The following is a 20,340-nucleotide window of genomic DNA, read 5'->3' on the forward strand; positions in this document are numbered from 1 at the left end:
TACCCATCCTGGCCCTTCTCAGACACCCTCTACGAGCTCGCCGTCGATACCGACCCGAGACTGCGGCTGGCCTCCGCGTTCACCGAACTCGCCGCCGCCCTCTGACCGTCGGTCGCCGCGGCCGCTGGCACGCCCTGCTTCCTCACAATGCAACTGTGCCTCGCAGAGAGGGTGTGGTGACGTGGCTGATGTGAGCGAGTAAAGCGTGCTCGCGGAGGTGGCCGCTGCCCGGCGCAGGGGATCAGCAATCGCCGGAAAATGTCGCGCCGGTGGGTTTCTGCTGCGCTTCCCGACCACCAGAGTGAGCCAGCGCCGGACCCCGGAGACTACAATGGCAAGCAGGCCTGTCCGGCGGCATTTGAGCGCAACGCATTAGTCCATCATGACTACGAATCGGTTCGATGCACTGGTTGCCTGCCTTCTCGGCGCCTGCGAACATGGCCCGTGACTAATCGTCGCTTTTGAGAAACGGCCACCGGTGAATAACGGGAGCGTCCGAAGTGGACACGATCGGAACAGTCGATGACATTCACGCCGCCGCCACGGCCCTGACCGGGCTCACCGATTTCGGCCCACCCGACTATCACGAGGGGCTTGACGTCGTCCTGGCCGCCTACCAGGAGGAGGCCGACCTCACTCCGCTCGGCATCGCGACGGCCCGCGACGAGTTACGCGACATTCTGGTGGCCCGGCTGTTCAGCGAGGCTGGCTGGCGACGCTATCCGGAGTACGCCGAGGTTCCGGTCGTGCGGCCGGTATTCATCGTCGGCATGCCCCGCACCGGCACGACCACGTTGCACCGGCTGCTGACCGCCGATCCGGCCCACCAGGGCCTGGAACTGTGGCTGGGCGCGGCCCCGCAGCCACGCCCGCCGCTTCCGAACTGGGCGAACGACCCGATCTTCCAACTCGTCCAGGGAGCGATCCACGGATTCCTGGAGCGCAACCCGGGCTATCTCGGTATCCACAACCGGGACGCGGCGAAGGTCGAGGAATGCTGGCTGCTGACCCGCCAGTCGATGCTGTCGGCCTTCTTTGAGTTCACCGGGCACGTGCCGACCTACTCGAACTGGCTGGCCGAGCAGGACTGGACCGCCGCCTACGAGCGCCACCGGCGCAACCTGCAGCTGATCGGGCTGCCCACCCCCGGTCGGACCTGGGTGCTCAAGTACTCCGGCCACATGCTGTGCCTCGAAGCCCTGCTGGCCACCTATCCGGACGCGCTGATCGTGCACACCCACCGCCGCCCGGCCAGCACCGTGCTCGGCTCGGCCTGCAGCATGGTGAGCAAGCTCGCGGCAGGCAAGTCTACCAGTTTCCACGGCGATGCCATCGGCCCGGCCCTGCTGGAGTTGGCCGAGCGCGCCCTGACCCGCTTCGCGGCGGACCGGTCCCGCCACGACCAGACCCACTTCCACGACGTGGAGTTCGACGAGTTCATCGCCGATCCCCACGGTGTCGTCGCCGGGATCTATGCCCGGCTCGGCCGCCCGGTGCCCGAGCCCGCCCGCGCCGCCATGGCCGAGGTGCTCGCCGAGGACGACCGGCTGCGGTCCCACCGTTACGACCTGGCCGCGTTCGGCGTCACCGCCGAACAGGCCGACGCCCGCCTCGCGACTCTGGTCTGACCACCCACCACACCGAACCGAGGACATCATGACCACGACGGCGCCTCCCGGGACGACGGACGCAGCCCTGTCCCGCTGGGGCTTCTCCGAATGGATCACGCGAACCCGACAGACCGGCGAGTTCATCGGCACCCCTGAGCTGGACGGGGTCAACGACGCGGTCATCAGCGTCGACGGCCGCCCTATGGTCAACTTCGCCGGCATCGGCATCCTGGGCTGGCAGCACGACCCGGAGGTCCGCCGGGTCTTCGCCACCGCGGCGGCCGAGTACGGCCTGGTCGTCGGCGGTTCGCGGCTGGTCCAGGGCCTCTCTCGGCCGCACCTGGAGCTCGAGACGCTCGTAGCCGAGATCACCGGCCAGGACAAGGCGCTCACCTTCGCCACCGGCCTGTTGGCCAACCTCGGTTTCGTCCACGCGATGAAGGCCCGGTTCTCGTTCGCCGACGAACTCGGGGTGAACAACGCCGACATGGTCCTGGTGCTCGACTGGGACAGCCACTGGAGCATGTGGAAGGCCGCCGACGGGTTCAAGTACGGACGCAACCTGTTCGCCTTCGAGCACAACGACGTCGCGGCGCTGCGAACGCTGCTGGCCGAGCTTGGCGACCGGCGGGTCGTGGTCGGTTTCGAGACGGTCTACTCGTCCGACGGCTCGATGGCCCCGGTGGGTGCGATCCTGGACGCCTGCGAGGAGTTCGGGGCGATCAGTTTCGTCGACGACGCCAACGGGTTCATGGCCTACGGAAACGGAGGCCACCGGTTCGCGGCAGAATACGAGGCGCTGCGCCGCGCCACCTTCCGGATGGTGTCGTTCGGAAAGGCCGTCGGTCTTTCCGGCGGCGCCATCGCCGGGCCGGCGGACGCCATTGACGCCTTCCGTTTCCTGTCAGGCACGTCGATTTTCACGACGAACATCCAGCCGCCGACCGCCCAGGCGATCACGCACGTGCTCGAGCGGATGCGACGCGACCCGTCGGTGATGGAGCGCTATCTCGACCGGATCGACCGGCTGCGCGGACGTCTGGCCGCGATCGGGTGCTCCATCAATCCCACGCCGACCTTCGTCACCTCCATCGCCGTCGGTTCCAACGAGACGGCTGTACGGGTGCGTCGGGACTTTCTCGAGCGCGGCTACCTGGTGCCGATGTTCGTCTATCCGGCGGTCCGGAAGAACGAGGCGGTGATCCGCCTGCTCGTGAACGATCGGCTGTCCGACGAGCAGCTCGATGGTTTCGTTGACACGCTGGCCGAACTCCGGACGATCCACGGCTTCTGACACCGCCCGGCCCGCCGCGGGCCGGTCCGAGCGAGGGGCACCATGGATTCCCAGTCACCGGATTCCCCGTCTCTGTCTGCGACGGTCGCCCGGCCCGTCGCCCGACCGACATCTCGGCCAGTCGCCCTGGTCACCGGGTGTTCGAGCGGCATCGGCGTGCGCTGCGTTCCGGCGCTGGTCCGGCGGGGGTTCCACGTCGTCGCCACCTTGCGCGACCTGGGCCGCCGCGCCGCGCTCGACGAGGTCACCAACGAGCACGTCACGGTGCTTCGGCTGGACGTGACCGACCAGCGGACGATCGACGAGGCGGTCGCCGCCGTCCTGGCCGCGATCGGCCGCATCGACGTACTGGTCAACAACGCGGGGACGGCGCCGCCGAACTTCGTTGAGGAGGCACCGCTGGCGCAGTGGCGATCGGTGTTCGAGACCAACCTGTTCGGCCAGGTCGCGGTGACCAACGCCGTCCTGCCCACGATGCGGGCACAGGGCAGGGGCCGAGTGGTGATGATCTCCAGTGTCGGCGGGCGGGTGCCGACGCCACTGCTCGGCGTCTACTGCGCCTCGAAGTTCGCCCTGGAGGGGTACACCGAGACCCTACGACTGGAACTGCGACATTCGGGCATCGACGTCGCCCTGGTCGAACCGGGCTCCTACCGGACGCGTATCTACGACACGCCGCTGCTGCACGCGCCCGTCCCCGTCGAGTCGCACTATGTGGACGACTTTGTCCGGCTGCGCGCATTCTACAGCGAGTACATCGCCCATCACCTGCGCGACCCCGACGAGGTCGCGAAACTGGTCGCGGCCCTGGCCGCCCGGCCGCGCCGGCGCCTGCGCCATCCGGTCGGCACCGACGCCTGGATCAAGATCGCGCTGCACACCCTGCTGCCCTGGCCGGCCTACGAGCGGCTGACCCGGCGACTGATCGGCCTGCGACCGTAGCCGCCGCCGAGCCATCCGGGACAGCCTGTGGGGTGCCAGAAGTCGGCTTGGGCCTGTGAGCTGGGATGATGCGACGGCGTGGCTGCCGGCATGATGGTCAACTATGTCCGTGCACCTGCTCTATCTGATCTTCGTTCGGGTGTGTGGCTAGCTGGTACTGCTCGGCCGTTCATCGGCGTCCAAGGACCTGGAGCGGGTCTGTTGCATTGGGGGAAGGCAGGGCATGGTTGACGCTGCCGAGCGGGTGATCAGATCGCGAGGGCGAGCTCGGTAAACGCGGCTGTCAGCCGTGCGTGCGGGTCGGTGTCGATCCCGAGTTCGTAGTGGCCGCGGCGGATGTTCTGGACGAACGCATGCCCTGCGCTGATCGTCTGGGCGGAGCGCAGCCGTTTCAGTCCGCGCATGGGTCGGAGTCTGGCTTTCAGGAGGCTGTGGTCGGCTTCGATCCGGTTGTTCTCCCGCGCGGCGTCGACGTGGCAGGCCCCGGGAAACAGCTCGTCGAGGAGCCGCGGGTAGACAGGGGCCTTGTCGGTGGTGACCTCGACCGGCCGGCGGCCGTGGGTCAGTGCCGCGGTGAAGAACTTTCGGGCCGCGGCCTGGTCGCGTCGTTCGCTGGCGAGGACGTCGATGACCTGCCCGTGCTGGTCAACCGCCCTGTACAGGTACGTCCACCGCCCGGCGACCTTGACGTACGTCTCGTCGACGAACCACCTGTCACCAGGACGGTGCCGGCAGGGCCGCGCGGCGTCGACCAGCAAGGGCGTGAAGCGTTGGACCCACCGGTACACAGTTACGTGATCAACGTCGATGCCGCGCTCGGCCAGTAGTTCCTCGACGTCCCGGTACGACAGCGCGAACCGTAGGTACCAGCGGACCGCCAGGACGATCACCTCAGGTGGGAACCGGAACCCGACGAACTCCGATGTCGGGGCCGGTGGACGGACACGACGTCGACGCATCGTTCGATCATGACTGATCGGCCGTCGCGTGATGGCGGACTTCGCCGATGCAACTGTGAGCCCTCACCTACCACCGTCTCCTCGGCACCACCTGGCTCCCCCTGGACGCCGCCACCTACAAACAAGGCCGCGTCGCCGGAGAGAACGCCCTCGGCAGCGACCAGAGGTCGGCGTGGCGGGCCAGCGGAGCCGGCTGCCGTCGCTGGTGAGGGTTTCGGCCTCGATCTGGACGCCGTCCGGGCGCGCCGTCGCCGGCGCGGGTGAGGGCGACAGCGCCGCGACCACCAGTGGGTTCGCGACCTTCGGTGTTCTGTCTTTCCACGCGGTCACCCGAGGTCTGCGACCGGCCGCGGCCGTGCCCGTCCTGTATGCCGGCGCGATGGGCGTCGACGCCCGCGACGCGCTCGCCACCGGCTGGGACTACGACCGGACAGGCCCCCGCGTCCTCGCCGTGCTGCCGCTTGCCCGCGGCCACCTCGACCGCGCTGGCTGTAGCCACACGGATGTTGTTGATCGTGATCTCGGTGCGCAGGGCCTGGTTCTCTGTGCGGTGCTGCTTGATCGTGGCGTGTATGAGCTACGCCATCGAGGGCGTCACGCCTGGTGGTAACGGACCGGAAGGTTTCGTACGCCGTACATCTGCAGCCCCGGATGCCAGTGCAGTTCGCTCTCCGGAACGGCCAGGCGGAGGTCGGGCAGCAGCGGCAGTAGCTCGCGCAGCGCGACCTCCGCCTCCAACTGCGCCAGCTGCGCTCCGATGCAGAAATGGACGCCGAGGCCGAACCCGAGATGACCGCCGGCGTCCCGGGACGGCAGGAACTCGTCGGGCTGGTCGAACCTGGCCGGGTCGCGGTTGGCCGCGAGCAACGAGACCAGCACCGCGTCGCCGCGACGGATCACGACGTCGCCCATCTCGATGTCCTCGGCGGCGAAGCGGACGAGCGAGGTCAGGGCCGGACTGTCGAAGCGGATGATCTCCTTGATGGTGGACGGGATCAGCGACGGGTCCTCCTGTAGCGCCCGTACCTGCTCAGGCCTGCGCAACAGGCAGAACAACACGTTGCCGATCAGCCGGACGGCCGGCTCATGTCCGGTGATCAGCAGCGACGACGCCATCGAGATCAGCTCGTGACCGTCGAGCCTGTCCTCGCCGGTGTCCCTGATCAGGGCGCTCAACAGGTCGTCCTGCGGATCCTCCCGCCTGCGGGCGATGAGCCTGGCGAAGTACTTGGTGATCGCGATGAACAGTTCGTTGTGCGCCTGTCCCGGCACGGTGACCGTGAAGAACGTGTCCGCCCACGTCTGGAAGATCTCCCGGTCCTCGGCCGGTATGCCGAGCAGGTCGCAGATCGTGGCGGTGGTCAGGCCGCCGGCGAAATCGGTGATCAGATCGAAGGTGTCATGCTCCACCATGCGCTCGCGGAGGTCCCGGGCCACCTTCTCGATCCCCGGCCGCAACGACTCGACCCGGCGCTGTGTGAACGGGCGGGCGACCAGCCTGCGCAGCCTGGTGTGGTCCGGCGGGTCGTTGCTCGCCAGATCCCGCGACCAGAGCTGGGACTTCCCCTCACCGGGCTGCCATCCCGCGGGCAGGCCGGCCGTCGTCGGATCCTTCACCAGGCGGCGGTCGGTGAGCGCGGCGGATCCCTCCGCGTACCGGGTGATCAGCCAGATCGGGGACGAGCCGGGGGGCTCGCACCGATGCACCGGTCCGCTGTCCCGCAGTTCGCCGAGCAGGGTGAACGGATCCGCCGCGAAATCCGGGGTCCTGAGCCGGCTGTGCAGGGGAGCATCGGCCGGGCACCGTTTCTCCTCGACGCCGCTGGCCGCCGAAAGATCACTCACCGGAATTCCTCCCGTTAGTTCTGCAGGCTCTGCTGACGGGTTGACATGAGCATCTCGACCACCAGGTTCACGGTCGGGTACTTCCATAGCGTGTCGACCTCGAGCACGACGCCGAACTCGTCCTCGACGTCGACGGCGATGGCGACCGCGCTCACCGAATCCAGGCCGTACTGAGACAACGGCGTGTCGCAGTCGATTTCCGCGTCGTCCTTCTTCGCGTACTTGGCGGCTCGGGTCACCAGCCACTGACGCAGCTGTTCCTCGTCGATCTGCTGCAAACCGTGCTGCTCGTGCTTGGTGCTCATCTGTTGTCTCCCGTATTCGATATCAGCGGGTGTGCTGGTAGATCGGCTGCAGGGCGCCCGCGAGGTAACGTTCGCGCATTTCGACGCGTTTCACCTTTCCGCTGGTGGTTCGCTGCACTTGGCCCTGACGGAGGAACAGCACCGCGGCGACCTGGGCACCGAACTCGCGGGCCACCAGGTGCACGACTCCCTGCGCCAGTTCTGGCAGGCGTTCGGTCGATGCCGCCCTGACCTCGTGGGTGATGACGACCTGGTCCGGTTCGTCCTCGGCTCCCGGCAGGCGGAAGGCCGCGGCGATACCCGACAGTTCCGGGAACTCCGCGCGCAGCGCGGACTCGATGTCCTGCGGGTAGATCTTCAGCCCGCGTACGACGATGACTTCTTTGATCCGCCCGGTGACGTACAGCTCGCCGTCGTGGCGGAACCCGAGATCACCGGTCCGGAGATACGGTCCGTCACCCCGGGCCGTGGTCGCATGGAACATCTGCCGGGTTTGGTCGGCCCGTCCCCAGTACCCCTTGGCGACGCTGCGCCCGCGCAGCCAGATCTCGCCGACCTGGTCCTCCGGGAGGGGGGTGAGCGTGTCCGGATCGATGAGCTCGAGGTTGATCTCGTGGGGAGACCCGCAGCTGACGATCTGCTTCGTGACCTCCGCCGATTCCGCGGCTTCGAAGGCCCCGCCGTCGAGCGTGTTCCGGTCCGCGTCGAGCACCCGGAGCGCGGGCGCCCGCCGGCTGGCCACGATCAGCGTGGCCTCGGCCAGGCCGTACGCCGGGCACAGTTCGGCCTGGAAGCCGGCAGCGGAGAACCGGTCGACGAAACGTCGCATGGTCGACAGGTTGAGCCAGTCGGCGCCGTTGGTCACCGTCTTCCAGCTCGACAGGTCGAGCCGGACGACCTCCTCGTCGGTGATCCGCTCGACGCACAGGCCGAAGGCGAAATCCGGCGCGGCCGAGACCGTGGCCCGATACCGGTCGATGGTGCGCAGCCAGGAGTAGGGGCGCCGGACGAAGGTACCGGGATCGAGGAGGAAGGAGGTGCCGCCGAACAGGAGCGGGCTCAGCAGCTGACCGATCAACCCCATGTCGTGGTAGAGCGGAAGCCAGCAGACCAGGCGGATCTCCTCCGGCGGCAGCGCCGTGATCTCGAACAGGATCCGGGAGTTGGTCAGGATGTTGTCGTGGGTGAGCACGACACCCTTCGCGTCGCCGGTGGAACCCGAGGTGTACTGCAGGAAGGCGATGGTGTCGGGTCCGCACTCCGGCACGGAGAACTCGTCCGCCGGAGCCGGTTCCAGAGTGTCGGTGAACACGGGAGCGATACCGGTCAGTTCCTCGGAGGACAGCCACTCCGCCACCACGTCGCGGTCGTTCGAGTGGGCCAGCACCACCGAGGCACCGGCGTCGTTTGCGATGGCGGTCAGCCGCCGCTTCTGTTGCCCCGACCGCACGGGCAACGGCGCCGGAACGGCGATCAGTCCGGCGTAGAGGCAACCGAGGAAAGCCGCGGCGAAGTCCGGTCCGGACGGATAGGCCAACAGGATCCGGTCGCCTGGCCGGCTCAGCTGCCCGAGATGTGCTGCTACGGCGCTCGCCTCGTCGTGGAGGCGCCGGTAGGTCCAGGATTCGGTGGAACTCGGATCGTCGGGGTCGCGGACGAGGGCCACGGCCTCCCGGTCACCGTGTTCCCGAACCCGCTCCTGGAAGACCCGCGCCACGCTGTCGGCCGTGGCCACACCAGTCACACTCGTCTCCTTTCGGGGCCGACTCGGTGATCGGCCGTCGCTGGCGTCAGCACCGGGCGGCGCCGCGCGAACACCGCCGAACGCGACCCCGAGGCTTTCCGGCCCGCGAAGACTCGGGGTTGGCTTGTAGGTGACCCGATCCGACACCAGCTTCGGCTCGACCACCCGGCCGGCGAACGCCGCGAAGGCGGCGGCACCCTCGATGCGCGCGAGTCCGCCGCCGAGGCAGAAATGCGGGCCCGCCGCGAACGCCAGGTGCTGGACGGGCTCCGGCCGGCTGATGTCGAAATCGTCCGGCCTGCTGAACACGACGGGATCGCGGTTGGCCGCGCCGAGGAGGAGCACCAGGAGATCCCCGGCCGCGATCCGTAGTCCGCCGACGCTCAGGTCGGCAGTGGCCACCCTGGTGGTGATCTGCGCAGGCGAGTCGTACCGCAGCACCTCGTCCACCACGGCAGGAGCCAGGTCCGGGTCGTCGGCGAGGCGCTTCAGCTGATCCGGATGGTCCAGCAGCGCCCGGATGCCGTTGCCGATGAGATCGACCGTCGTCTCGTACCCGGCGTTGACCAGCAGCGCGCAGACGCCCAGGACCTCGTTCTCACTCAGTGGGGTTTCCTGCTCCTCGGCGCGCAGCAGATCGGCCAGGACGGGCCCGGGTGGCGTCGGCCGTGGCCCGGAGATCAGCTTCTTGAAGTACATGTGGATGCGCGCACCGACCCGCGCCGCGTTCCTCGTCGCCTCCTGGTCGACGGAACCCAGCGGAAGCGGGTAGAGCCCTCGGGAGAGCGTCCTGGACCAGCCACCGACCAGTTCGTGGTCTGCAGCGGGAACGCCCAACTGGGTGCAGACCGTCGACAACGCCAGTGGCGAGGCCAGGTCGCCGACGACGTCGAAGGGGCCGCCGGCCGGCACCGCGTCGAGGAGGTCGTTCACCGTCGCGCGGATCAGCGGCACCAGCGGTGCCATCGCGCGCGCGGTGAACGACCTGGACACCAGGCGACGGATCCGCGAGTGGTCCGGCGGATCCAGATCGACGAGCTTCCGGCTCGATGGTCGCGCGTCCTCGCGGAAGATCCGGGCCCGGCTCCGGTCGCTGCTCGTCCTCGGATCGCGCAGGATCGCCGTGCAATGGTCGTGTTTCGCGACCACGACGACGCCGTCCGAAGCCAGGTACGGCGAAGCCTGCCGCAGGCGGGCGAGGAACGGGTAAGGCTGCTGCTCGCGCAGGACCTCCGGTAACCGGGTGAAGAGCACGCTGATGTCGCTGGTCATCGGCCGGCCGTGGCGTGGAAGAGGGTTCCCTCCGACCAGACATACCGGGTCCGCCCCCAGCGGACAGCGGAGGCGACGTCCGGGAAGAACCCGGATCCGTTGAAGTTCGCGCTGGTGTTACACAACACCGGCACCCCGGTCCGTCGCTGGTAGGCGACCAGCAGCTGGTACATCGCGGGGTTGTCCGGACCGACCGTCTGCAGTCGCGCGCTTCCGTCGACGTGGACGACGGCCGGAACCCGGTCCCGCCATTCCGGGTGGACCTGGTGCTCGAACAGCATGTACGGGTCCCGGGTACCTGGCGAGAACACCGAGGGAGCCGCCTCCTCCAGGCAGATCGGCGCCACCGGGCGGTAGTACGCACGTTGTTTCAGATCGTTCAGCTTGTCCCGCATCGCGGTGTCCGTCGCCGGGGCGATGATGCTCCGGTGCCCGAGCGCACGGGGACCGATTTCGGCCCGCCCGGTCAACACCACCACCGGCTCGCCCTCGACGGCGAGCAGTTCGGCCAGCTCGTCGAGCGTGCACGGGTGGGACGCCCAGCCCGCAGGAAGCTCTGCGGTGGGGAGCACCTCCGGTCCAGCGAACACCGACCAGTGCAGATCGCTTCTTCCGGTCCGGTCGATCATTTCTGCGCAGGCCGCGCCGATCGCCGAACCCGCATCGTTGGGAAATGGCGGAACCCAGACATCGGAAAACAGCCCGGAGTTCCGGATCCGGGCGTTCCACTTGATGTTCAGGGCGCAACCGCCGGACAGGCAGAGCCCAGTGCCGCGGAACTCCTCGTGCTCGGTCACGAACTGCCGCAGCGACTCGGCCAGGAGACCTCCGAGGTATTCCTGCAGCGACGCAATCAGAGTGGCGTCGGAGAGCTTTCTCGGCGCCAGCTCGCGCAGTACGGTGCGGCTCCACAGATAGATGCGCACCACGTCGGTCGGCTCGTGCCTGCCCGAGACGGCGGACATGACGGACATGGCCTCGTCGTCCGGAGCTCCCAGCGCCGCGTAGGCCATCGCCTTCCCGGACACCGGCAGGACCACGGTCTCCAGCTTCCGGGCATCCGTGTCGAGGACGGTCTCACCGGTGCGGAACGGCTCGAGGTGGGTGGCGAAGATGGGGTAGAGGCCGCCCAGGACGTCCAGCAACCAGCGCAGCGGTCGCAGGGACCGGCGGGCCGGGTCGTAGTGGTACAGGCAGGGCGCCATTCCGCCGTCCCACACCACGATGAGTGCGGGTTCACCACGGCCGGCGAACGGGCTGCTGCAGTAGCTCGCCAGCGCGTGATCGGTCGCGTGGGAGAAGCTCCGGAACTTCACCAGCTTTTCGCCGAACAGCTCGGCGGCTTCGAACGGCCGGCTGAGCGGATCGGTGGCGGTGCCGGGTTGATCGCGGTAGGCGGCGACCGGTACGGGGCGTTCTCTTCCCGCGTCGTCGACCACGTGCAGCTGGTGCGTGTCCTCTCCCCTGGTGCGCCCCCAGCCGTCCACCGCGATCGAGGTCAACTCGTCCGGACGTAACCCCTGCCCGTCGAGCACGGCGACGAGATCAGTCCACGTGTTCAAAGTCGAGTAACGGGGCCGGTTCTCCAGCTTCTCAGCCTCGACCGAGAAGATCAACTCATTCTTCTTGATCGCGGCCATGCAACCGTCGTGAGTGAGCTTTATCCCACAGAAGATATCATTCATAGCGGAGGGTCATCCCTTTGTGGAGAGAATTGCCCGAGCTAGCCATTCTTTCGTTGATCTTAATCGGCAAGTAGGAATTGTCAAGACCTGCACATCGTGATCGCTATCCGGCCTGGTTAACGGTTTCGGTGGTTAAGCGTTCGAAGAGCTTGCCGTTTGGTGAACGCGGCGCCGGAGTGGACGAGGATGACGAGGTGGGAGGGCATTGACGGCACGCCAGCTGGCCTGGGTGGACTCGATCAGATTGCTAGCGGTCAGCACCAGGGCGTACCGAAAAATCGTCTGCGCTGGTCAGGTGGGGTTTTTCGGGCCGAGGACGATATTGGGTTCGACGTTGGCCGCAGCGCTGTCCTCCTGCGCCCGCCGTCCGCCTTGGACGATAAACCCTTTCGATCGGGAGATTGGATGGTGTCGGACTTTACCGGCGACCCTCCCCGAGGCGGGCGTGAGCGTGTCCGCGACCGTTCCAGCGGGCCGGATAGGGATCCCTTTTCTCTGTGATTTCCATCATGTCATCGTGGCGTCGCAGCAGAATCGGGCTGGTATCGCCGCGGTGGACGGCGACGTCGATCAGCCAGTCGGTGACGGCCGGGTCGGGCTCCCCTGGCTGGTCGCCGAACATGAGGTGGGCGATGGTGACACTGTGGGGTGCCAGAACTCGGCCACCGGTCGTGACCTGGGGTTTTAGGCGGCTCGTTCGTATTCGTTGATCAAGCCGCCGAGGACAGGCTGGCGCTTGATCCGTTCCTTGGTCAGGTCGGCGACGGGGTGGTCGGGCCGTGGTGGTTGTAGGCCACAACCGCGGTGGGGTCGCCGTCCGTTGTAGTGGGTCGCGTACTCGGCCAGGATGGTACGCAGGTGCCGCTCGCCGAAGATCAGCATCCGGTCGGTGACCTCGGTTCGGACGGTGCGGACGAACCGTTCGGCGTAGGCGTTCGCGCGCGGAGTCCGGGGTGGGATCTTGACCGTGGTGATGCCGGCGTCAGCGAGGATCGCGTCGAAGGACGCGGTGAACTGTCCGGCCCGGTCGCGGACCAGGAACTGGAAGTCGGTCGCCCGGTCGCCGAGGTCCATGAGGAGGTTCCGGGCTTGTTGGGTGGTCCATGGTCCGTCGGGGTGGGCGGTGACTCCGAGGATGTGGACGGTGCGGGAGGCGACTTCCAGGACGAAGGAGCAGTACAGGCGCCGCAGGGTCACGGCGCAGTCCACGTGGAAGAAGTCGACGGCCAGCATGGTCGAGGCCTGCGTGCGCAGGAACTGCCGCCACGTCGTGTCGGTCTGCCGTTTCGGAGCCGGGGGCAGCCCCAAGGACTTCAGGACCCGGCGGATCGTGGACGCGCTCACCCGGTGGCCGAGTTTGAGGAGCTCGCCCTGGATTCGCTGGTAGCCCCATGTCGTGTTCTCGGTCGCGAGCCGCTTGATCAGCGTGGCGATCTTCGGGCTGATCGGTGGTCGTCCGGTCCGGTGCGGGTGGTCCATTTCCGTGTGACCAGGCGGCGGTGCCACCGTAGGGCGGTGCCGGGCGTGGCCAGCCGGTGCGCTCGCAGTGCCCTGGGTAGGAGTCGGATCAGCGCGGCGAGGACCGCCCGGTCCGCCCAGTCCCACCGGGGCTTCGGCTGGGTACGGCGCAGCACCGCGACCTCGTGCCGCAACACCAGCAGCTCGATGTCCTTCGACGCCGACGAACGGCCGAAGAGGACCAGCCAGCCACACACCCGCACGAAGATCAGATAGAGCAGGCGGATGGACATAGCTGACCATCATGCCGGCAGTCCGCTCCGCCGCATCAGCCCAGCTCACGGGCCCAGGCCGACTTCTGGCACCCCACAGCGACCGTCCGAGCAGAGCAGCGGTCAGCCGGACCTTGCGTCGGCGCCGGAGGCGTCGCCGTTCTTCCCGCCCGGGGTCGTCCACGACGTTCTGCCCGTTTTGTCCCTGCGTGCCGCCCCTTTTGCCGGGTCTTCTCCTCCTCGGTGGCGGCCTTCTCCAGGGCGGCGATCACGTCTTCGGCCAGGTGCATCCCGGCAGCGTCGTGGTGCGCCCGGGCGGTGGTGGAGTCCACACTGACCAGGGACAGATCCACCTCACCCCGCTTCGCGGCCTCGGCGACCATACCCTCCAGCAGGGCTTCGAAGACACCGGCGTCCCGCCACTGCCGGAACCGGTTGTGGACCGTCGGCCAGGCACCGAACTCCGCCGGCATCTCCCGCCACTGCCCACCCGTCCGAAACCGCCACACCACCCCTCGAACTGCGCCCGCAGCCGCTGCGGATACGGCCCGAACCTGCCAATCGGCAGGTAGGGCTCGATAAACGCCCACTCCTCGTCCGTTAACTGCACCCGTGTCATACACGACGACCTACCGGACCAGCCCCCGCCACCAGGACGAATCCCGCAGACAGATCACAACCAGATACGCGCCCTAGCGGTGCCGTCCCGATTCCACGCTACAGCTCACCCAGCTGACGAAATTCAGTAGATATACTAGCCAGGCTGTCGTGTGTAGATTGAATATCTACGAGAACGAAGGTTTGCGTGGCAGCCGATCTGGGATCGGCCCAGTCGGATTGGCGCATCGCCAGCCTCTTTATTGTCCGTGGAGAAAAAGATGTTTCTTGGTAGATTATCGGTGAGGTTATGGGGAGGAGCGGCGGCCGCGGTGCTCGCGGTTGCCGTGACCGGCTGTTCCGCGGGGGGCGGTGGTGGCACGGCGGCGGCCACCGCCTGCGACAGCCCTGGCGTCACCGCCGACCAGGTGAAGCTCGGCCTCGTGGTCACCGACTCGGGTACCGGCAGCGCCGCGTTCGACTCGGCCCGCTCCGGTGTTGACGCCAGGATCGGGTTGGCCAACCAGGAAGGCGGCATACACGGCCGCCGGATCGTCTACCAGTGGCGTGACGACGCGAACTCCCCATCGCAGAGCGCCAACGTCACCGCGAATCTTGTCCAGCAGGACTCGGTCTTCGGCCTGGTGACGGCCACCTCCGCGCTCGGGGACTCGTTGAATAGCCTTGCCGCGCAGAACATCCCCGTTATCGGCTTCGCCCAGCCGGACTGGGGGAAATACCAGAACTTCTTCACCTATCTGTACGCGGCGTCACCCGAGACCATCGGCCGCTACATCCTGGCCAGCGGGGGGACGAAGGTCGCCTTCCTGACCACGGGGGCGTCGGCGTTCACGCTGCAGGTCATGGCGCGATACCAGGCCGCCTTCCAGGCGATCGGTCTCGGTACGACCGACGCGATCTCCTACACGAGCAGCACCGACAGCCCGGCCCGGGTGGTCCAGCAGATCTCGGCCGTCGGCGCCGACTCCATGATCGGTTTCACGACCTCGTCGGACTTCGCCGCGATCGCGCAGGCCGCCCGGGCGGCACGCCTGGACCTCTCCAGCAGCGTCGCGCTCACCGGGTACGACCACAGCCTGCTGGCCACGCTGGGCCCGGCGCTCGCCGGCGTCTCGTTCCCCGTCTACTTCCGGCCCTTCGAGGCCGGGGGGCCGGCCATCGACCGCTACCGCGCGGCGATGACCCGCTTCGCGCCGGAGACGTTCGTGCCCGAACAGCAGTTCGCCATGCACGCCTACATCTACACCGACATGTTCCTTCGCGGACTCGAACTGGCCGGTCCCTGCCCCACCCGCGAGGGATTCATCAGCGCACTACGGAAGGTCTCCGACTACGACGCGGGCGGCCTGATCGCGCCGATAGACCTCGGTAACAACGCCAGCCAACCGCTCAACTGCTACGCCTTCGTCAAGATCAATCCAGCCGGAGACGCGTTCCAGGTCGTCCACGAACGCCTCTGCGCCAACGGCACGGGCACCTGAAACCTGTCGTTCAGCCTCGCCGCCCCCAGCCGGACGGTATTCGTTGATCAGCCCGCCGAGGATGCGTGTGCGACGGACGGTGGACCCCGGGGTTGGGGCGACTGCGGGTGGCGGGTCGGGTGGGTGCTGGCGGAGGGAGCGGTGGGGCCGGTGGGTGTTGAAATGCTTCGCGTAGCTGTCGAGGACTGACGTCAGGTGCCGTTCGGGGATGATCAGCAGTCTGTCGGTGCATTCGCGGTGGGCGGTGCCGATCCGGCGTTCCGCGATCGTGTTCGCCTGCGGGGCTTGTGGGGGTGTGCGTACCACGTCGATGCCGGCCTCGGTGAAGACGGCGTCGACGGAAGCCGTGAACTTGGTGTCGCGGTCATGGAGGAGGAACCGGAACCGGTGGCCACGCTCGTCGAGGTCCATCAGCAGGTTTCGTGCCTGCTGGGTTACCCAGGCTGCGGTCGGGTGCTTCGTGGTCCCGAGAACATGGACGTGGCGGGTGGCGTGGTCGACGACGAAGAACACGTAGATCCGTTGGAGGAACACGGTGTCCACGGTGAAGAAATCGCAGGCCAGCAGGCTGGAGGCCTGGGCGGACAGGAACGTGCGCCAGGAGGTGTCGGCCCGGCGGGGTGCGGGGTCGATGCCGTCGTGGTGCGGGATCCGTCAGACGGTGGCGACCCCGACCGGGTAGCCCAGCCCGGCGAGTTCTCCCTGGATCCTGCGGTGGCCCCAGGTCGGGTTCTCCTGGGCGAGGCGTAGGACCAGGTCGCGGATCTCCCGGCGGACCGGCGGCCGTCCGGGCGACTTTCGCGGGTAGGTCCATTTTCGTGCGAGGAGGTCACGGTGCCAGCGCAGCACAGTGGCCGGGGTGACGAAGAACGAACCCCAGCAAGCCCGGGGTAACAGCCGGGACAGGGCTGCGAGGATCATCCGATCCGCCGGTTCCAGCATCGGGCGGTTCACCTGCCGTCGTAACACTGCCACCTGGTGTCGCAGGACGAGGAGCTCGACGTCCTTTGCGGTGTCCCCACGCATCCTGAGCAGCATCAGTCCGAGAGCGTTGCGTGTCAGGGCGTAGAGCAGCGACCACACCATGACCACCCAGCCTGCCCGACACAGGCCCCGCCCCGCGGGTAAACATGCAGGTCACCGCCCAAATCGGGGTTCTGGAGCCCCACAGGGTCCATTTCCGTGTGATCAGGCGGCGGTGCCACCGCAGGACGGTGCCGGGCGTGACCGCCGGTGCGTTCGCAGCGCCCTGGGCAGGAGTCGGATCAGGGCGGCGAGGACCGCCCGGTCCGCCCAGTCCCATCGGGGCTTGGGCTGGGTACGGCGCAGCACCGCGACCTCATGCCGCAACACCAGCAGCTCGATGTTCTTCGACGCCGACGAGCGGCCGAGGAGAACCAGCCAGCTACAGACCCGAACGAAGATCAGGTACAGCAGGCGTACGGACATAGTTGACCATCATGCGGCCGGCCCCGCGCCGGCGCATCGCCCCAGGTCACAGGCTCAGGCCGACTTCTGGCACCCCACAGGATCGGCGAGTGAGCCAAAATCCCTGCTCAGGGCTCACGGACGAGTTTCGGGCAACCCACACCGTCCAGCCTGCCCGACGCGGGCCCCGTCTGGCAGGCAAACATGCAGGTCACCGCCCAAATCGGGATTCTGGAGCCCCACAGGCTTGGTCAACGAATACGAACGAGCCGCCTAAAAGACCAGGTCAACGCCGGTGGCCGAGTTCTGGCCCCCCACGCGTTCCCCGCACCGGCCGCTCGCAGTCAATTCTCTGTGCCAGGAATCCCAACTCACAACATAGAAGCGCCGGTAGCTCATCTCCGCGCCATCCGCGATAAGTGTCCATACAGCTAACGGATGTCAAAATTTGCCGGACTAGTGAGCAAATAGTATGTATAGTACCTTTTGTCGGATGGCTCGTTGCTTCAAGATGAACAAGGAGCGACGCCAAGATCTACTCCAGCCAGGAAGGAAACGATGAAGAAACTACTCAAAACAGCTGTGGTGGTCATCGTCGTTGCGGCGGCGAGCTTTGCTCTCGCGCAGCCGGCGTCAGCCAACTCGTTCGGACCGGTCGCGGTCGGCGACGGCACTGTCAGCTACAACGACGGGGAAGACCAGTTCTGCGCACAGGCGTACAACACCGAGGGTTCACGTTGGGTGGAGGTAACGCTGGTTCCGCTCAGCCGATCCGGCCCGAGCCCTACCTGGAGGGACTACAACAACTCCTATGACCACCCAGGTAGCACGTGCCGGAGCCTGGCTACTGCCTACGAGGACACCTACTATCGCGCCGACATCAAGACCTACTGGGGCGAGAGGGGTACTGTAGTAAATCGCGCTTCCCGCTACTTCTACAGCTGATCGCGCATCTTGATCGTGTCAACTCCCGGCGCACCTGGCTGTCCGCTCGGCGGCTCTGACCCACATTCGGTGGTAGCGGTGTGTAGCCGAGATCTCAGTGGCTTCACAGTGGTGAATCCAGCCCAATCCAGACAGGACGCCTCTCCTGGATCAGGCGCGGACCAGATGGCCCCGTCCTCGCCGGGGCCGCCGGCAAGGCAGCCAAAGTTCCTTCAATGGACAATCCGGCTATCTGGGCGGCCGCGGTCGGAGCTAACCCTAGACGAGGCTCACGACAACCCACCTACACCCGGGGCGCGCATTGTGCCTACCAGCGGTTACACCGCTAGCCGGCCAGGTCCTCCCGGGAGTGAGCGAGTAGGAGGGTGACGTCGTCGTCGTAGCCGTCGCTGCGGTCGAGGAGTGCCACCAGGCGGTCCGCGGTGGTGGTCAGGTCGGCCGCTTCGGTGAGGATGCGGAGCAGGCGTCGGCTGCCTTCGGTGATGTCGACGGTGGGGGATTCGACGAGGCCGTCGGTGTAGAGGGCGAGGGTGGATCCGGCGGGGAACCGGTGGCGGGTTTCGGTGAACGTCTGCTCCGCGACGCCGAGGATGATCCCGTGGGTGTCGTCGAGGAGTTCGACGCTGCCGTCAGGGTGGCGCAGGGCGGGGGGTAGGTGGCCGCCGTTGACCATGGTGAGGGTGTGGGTGGCCGGGTCCCAGATCACGTAGGCGACGGTGGCGAGGGTGTCGATGCTGCGGGTGACGGCGTCAAGCTCGGTCAGCACGTCGGCGGGGGGCAGATCGAGGCGGGCGAGGGTACGGGCGGCGGTGCGCAGCTGCCCCATGGCCGCGGCGGCGTGCAGGCCGCGGCCCATGACGTCGCCGATGACCAACGCGACCCGTCCGGCCCGCAGTGGGATGACGTCGAACCAGTCGCCGCCGGCCTCGGTGCCGCTGGTGCCGGGCTGGTAGCGCCACGCCAGGTCGAGGTCTGGCACGGCTGGGATGTCGCTGGGCAGCAGGGCTCGCTGCAGCGTCAACGCGGCGCTCCGCTGGTAGTCGAACGTGCGCGCGTTCGTGATCGCGGTCGCGATCCGGCTGCCCAGTTCCGTGGCTGTCTGCACATCCCGCTTGCCGTAGGGTCGCGCCGCGGTGACAGCGAACCCCACACATCCGAGGCAGTTCGCGCCGACCAGCAGCGGTACGACGATCGCGGATCGAATCTGAAAATACCGGAACAATGCGGCCAGGCTCTGCGCATCAGAGCTGAGTAGGCGGTCGTCCAGTTGGACGCGGATCGGTTGGCGGGTAACAAATGCCCGCCCCGTCTGGCGTCCGGTCACGTTGACCATTGTTCCTGATGGTGGAGGGTGCAGGCCGGGGGGCGGTCGGGGCAGGTCTGGGGAGTGCGCCCACACGACTCGGCGAAGCATCAGCGGGTCAGGCTCGGCCCCCGCCGGGCAGGGCTCGTCGGCCAGGAACAGCTCGCAGATGTCGGCGAACTCCGGGATAACCAGCGTGACCATCTCCCGCAGCGTCGCGGACAGGTCCAGCGACGCGCCGAGCAGCCCGCTGGCCCGGCTCAGTAGCCGCAACCGCCGCTCCACCAGGTCACGTTCGGCTTGCGTGCGGCGCTCATCGGTCACGTCCATCGCCGCTATACCGACCGCGCCCGTGGCCCCGGTCGAGTCGTACAGAGGGAAGTGAGAGCTCAGCCAGACCCGCCGGTTCGACGGGTCCACGGGCGTCGCGCCGGTGGTCTCCATATCGATGATCGTCTCGCCGGTAGCGAGCACGCGGCGGACCGGTTCCCACAGGGCAGGGTCTACCTCCCCGTGCAGGTCCGGGCCACACTTACCGATCACCTCGTCGGCGGACAGACCGGCGGCCTTACTCCAGGCTTGGTTCACCGCCCGATAACGCAGGTCGCGATCGAGGACCGCCAATATGATCGGGACCGCGTCGAACAGCTGCGAACAGAGCACCACATCCTCCCAGCGGGCGGATGTCGGCAGGTCCGGCCAGCCCAGCCGAGGCGCACGAAGCTCGCCCCGCTCCTGACTACCAGACCCGGACTGCGGCATCGGGATCATCTCGGGACCGGTCCTGCCGTGACCGTGAGCCGCCGGCCGTCGCCGCAGGCTCGGGCGGGTAGTGACACGTATCCGAGTGTGGGACAGGCCAACCTCCGGCGCGAACGGGAGCACCAGCACCACACCGGCACGTGTCGGTCACGCTCAAAGATCGGTCCCGGACCGGCATTGAAGGCTGCTGATCACAGCCTGGGTGTTACCGGTGGCTGAGGTGGGGCCCGTTCTTCGGACAGTGATCCCCATGAGGGATAATTGATCCGTGAACGGGGGAGATCAATGAGTCAGTCACGCAGGCGGTTCACGCCCGAACCAGCAGCGTTCGGCATCAAGATCGCACCCCCACCGTGTGGTAGATCTTGAAAGAGCACAGTATCGAGCTGATGTGCCTCGTTGAATCCGGACAGTCGC

General features: G+C 67.4%; 14 protein-coding genes and 3 pseudogenes. 6 read left to right on the forward strand and 11 right to left on the reverse strand.

Annotation, left to right across the window (positions count from 1 at the left end; translation table 11 throughout):
* The first annotated feature begins 500 nt into the window (after positions 1-500).
* From AC559T_RS00775 to AC559T_RS00785, 3 genes are read left to right on the forward strand one after another with little or no spacing between them, the layout of a single operon-like run.
* A complete protein-coding gene (locus AC559T_RS00775; RefSeq protein WP_498867393.1) occupies positions 501-1,628 on the forward strand; it encodes a sulfotransferase family protein in 1,128 nt (375 codons plus the stop codon).
* Positions 1,629-1,656: 28 nt separating this feature from the next.
* The gene (locus AC559T_RS00780) at positions 1,657-2,904 is read left to right on the forward strand and encodes an aminotransferase class I/II-fold pyridoxal phosphate-dependent enzyme (RefSeq protein ID WP_498867394.1); all 1,248 of its coding nucleotides are present in this window, start codon (positions 1,657-1,659) and stop codon (positions 2,902-2,904) included.
* Positions 2,905-2,946: 42 nt separating this feature from the next.
* Positions 2,947-3,846, forward strand: coding sequence for an SDR family NAD(P)-dependent oxidoreductase (locus tag AC559T_RS00785; protein ID WP_498867395.1), 900 nt, complete (start codon positions 2,947-2,949; stop codon positions 3,844-3,846).
* Positions 3,847-4,094: 248 nt separating this feature from the next.
* Here the strand turns inward: AC559T_RS00785 and AC559T_RS00790 are convergent, their stop codons facing one another.
* Entirely contained in the window at positions 4,095-4,805 is a 711-nt protein-coding gene (locus AC559T_RS00790; protein ID WP_498867396.1) for an IS6 family transposase, read from the reverse strand.
* 172 nt (positions 4,806-4,977) lie between these two features.
* Here AC559T_RS00790 and AC559T_RS00795 point away from each other — a divergent pair, with 172 nt between their 5' ends.
* Positions 4,978-5,415, forward strand: a complete 438-nt coding sequence (locus AC559T_RS00795) for a hypothetical protein (RefSeq protein WP_498867397.1) — start codon at positions 4,978-4,980, stop codon at positions 5,413-5,415.
* On the opposite strand, the gene AC559T_RS00800 is transcribed toward AC559T_RS00795, so the two are convergent.
* The 7 genes and pseudogenes from AC559T_RS00800 to AC559T_RS00830 all read right to left on the reverse strand — a co-directional run.
* On the reverse strand, positions 5,400-6,650 hold the full coding sequence (locus AC559T_RS00800) for a cytochrome P450 family protein (RefSeq protein WP_498867398.1): 1,251 nt from the start codon (positions 6,648-6,650) through the stop codon (positions 5,400-5,402). The two genes, AC559T_RS00795 and AC559T_RS00800, sit on opposite strands and share 16 nt — an antisense overlap.
* Before the next feature lie 14 nt (positions 6,651-6,664).
* Entirely contained in the window at positions 6,665-6,955 is a 291-nt protein-coding gene (locus AC559T_RS00805; protein WP_498867399.1) for an acyl carrier protein, read from the reverse strand.
* A gap of 22 nt (positions 6,956-6,977) precedes the next feature.
* A complete protein-coding gene (locus AC559T_RS00810) occupies positions 6,978-9,971 on the reverse strand; it encodes a cytochrome P450 (RefSeq protein WP_498867400.1) in 2,994 nt (997 codons plus the stop codon).
* Complete coding sequence (locus AC559T_RS00815) at positions 9,968-11,656, reverse strand: carbamoyltransferase N-terminal domain-containing protein (protein WP_498867401.1); 1,689 nt, start codon at positions 11,654-11,656, stop codon at positions 9,968-9,970. The genes AC559T_RS00810 and AC559T_RS00815 overlap by 4 nt, the downstream gene beginning before the upstream one ends.
* A 418-nt stretch (positions 11,657-12,074) precedes the next feature.
* A complete protein-coding gene (locus AC559T_RS00820) occupies positions 12,075-12,278 on the reverse strand; it encodes a hypothetical protein (RefSeq protein WP_498867402.1) in 204 nt (67 codons plus the stop codon).
* 62 nt (positions 12,279-12,340) lie between these two features.
* A pseudogene (locus AC559T_RS00825) lies at positions 12,341-13,407 on the reverse strand (transposase).
* 58 nt (positions 13,408-13,465) lie between these two features.
* Positions 13,466-14,005: pseudogene (locus tag AC559T_RS00830) on the reverse strand (transposase); the annotation flags it as partial.
* Between the two features lie 259 nt (positions 14,006-14,264).
* On the opposite strand from AC559T_RS00830, the gene AC559T_RS00835 reads away from it, so the two are divergent.
* Positions 14,265-15,485: an ABC transporter substrate-binding protein gene (locus tag AC559T_RS00835; RefSeq protein WP_498867403.1), complete on the forward strand. Its 1,221-nt coding sequence runs from the start codon at positions 14,265-14,267 to the stop codon at positions 15,483-15,485.
* A 27-nt stretch (positions 15,486-15,512) separates the two neighbouring features.
* Here the strand turns inward: AC559T_RS00835 and AC559T_RS00840 are convergent.
* Positions 15,513-16,571: pseudogene (locus AC559T_RS00840) on the reverse strand (integrase core domain-containing protein); the annotation flags it as partial.
* 102 nt (positions 16,572-16,673) lie between these two features.
* On the reverse strand, positions 16,674-16,934 hold the full coding sequence (locus AC559T_RS00845) for a hypothetical protein (protein WP_498867404.1): 261 nt from the start codon (positions 16,932-16,934) through the stop codon (positions 16,674-16,676).
* A 537-nt stretch (positions 16,935-17,471) separates the two neighbouring features.
* Between AC559T_RS00845 and AC559T_RS00850 the strand changes: the two genes are divergently transcribed.
* Positions 17,472-17,858 carry a hypothetical protein gene (locus AC559T_RS00850; RefSeq protein ID WP_498867405.1) on the forward strand — a complete coding sequence of 129 codons (387 nt, stop codon included), beginning with the start codon at positions 17,472-17,474 and terminating at the stop codon, positions 17,856-17,858.
* 325 nt (positions 17,859-18,183) lie between these two features.
* Here AC559T_RS00850 and AC559T_RS00855 read toward each other — a convergent pair whose 3' ends face one another.
* The gene (locus AC559T_RS00855; RefSeq protein ID WP_498867406.1) at positions 18,184-19,932 is read right to left on the reverse strand and encodes a SpoIIE family protein phosphatase; all 1,749 of its coding nucleotides are present in this window, start codon (positions 19,930-19,932) and stop codon (positions 18,184-18,186) included.
* Positions 19,933-20,340: the final 408 nt, after the last annotated feature.

The organism is Frankia sp. Hr75.2, assembly GCF_949319125.1.
Lineage (GTDB): Bacteria > Actinomycetota > Actinomycetes > Frankiales > Frankiaceae > Parafrankia > Parafrankia soli.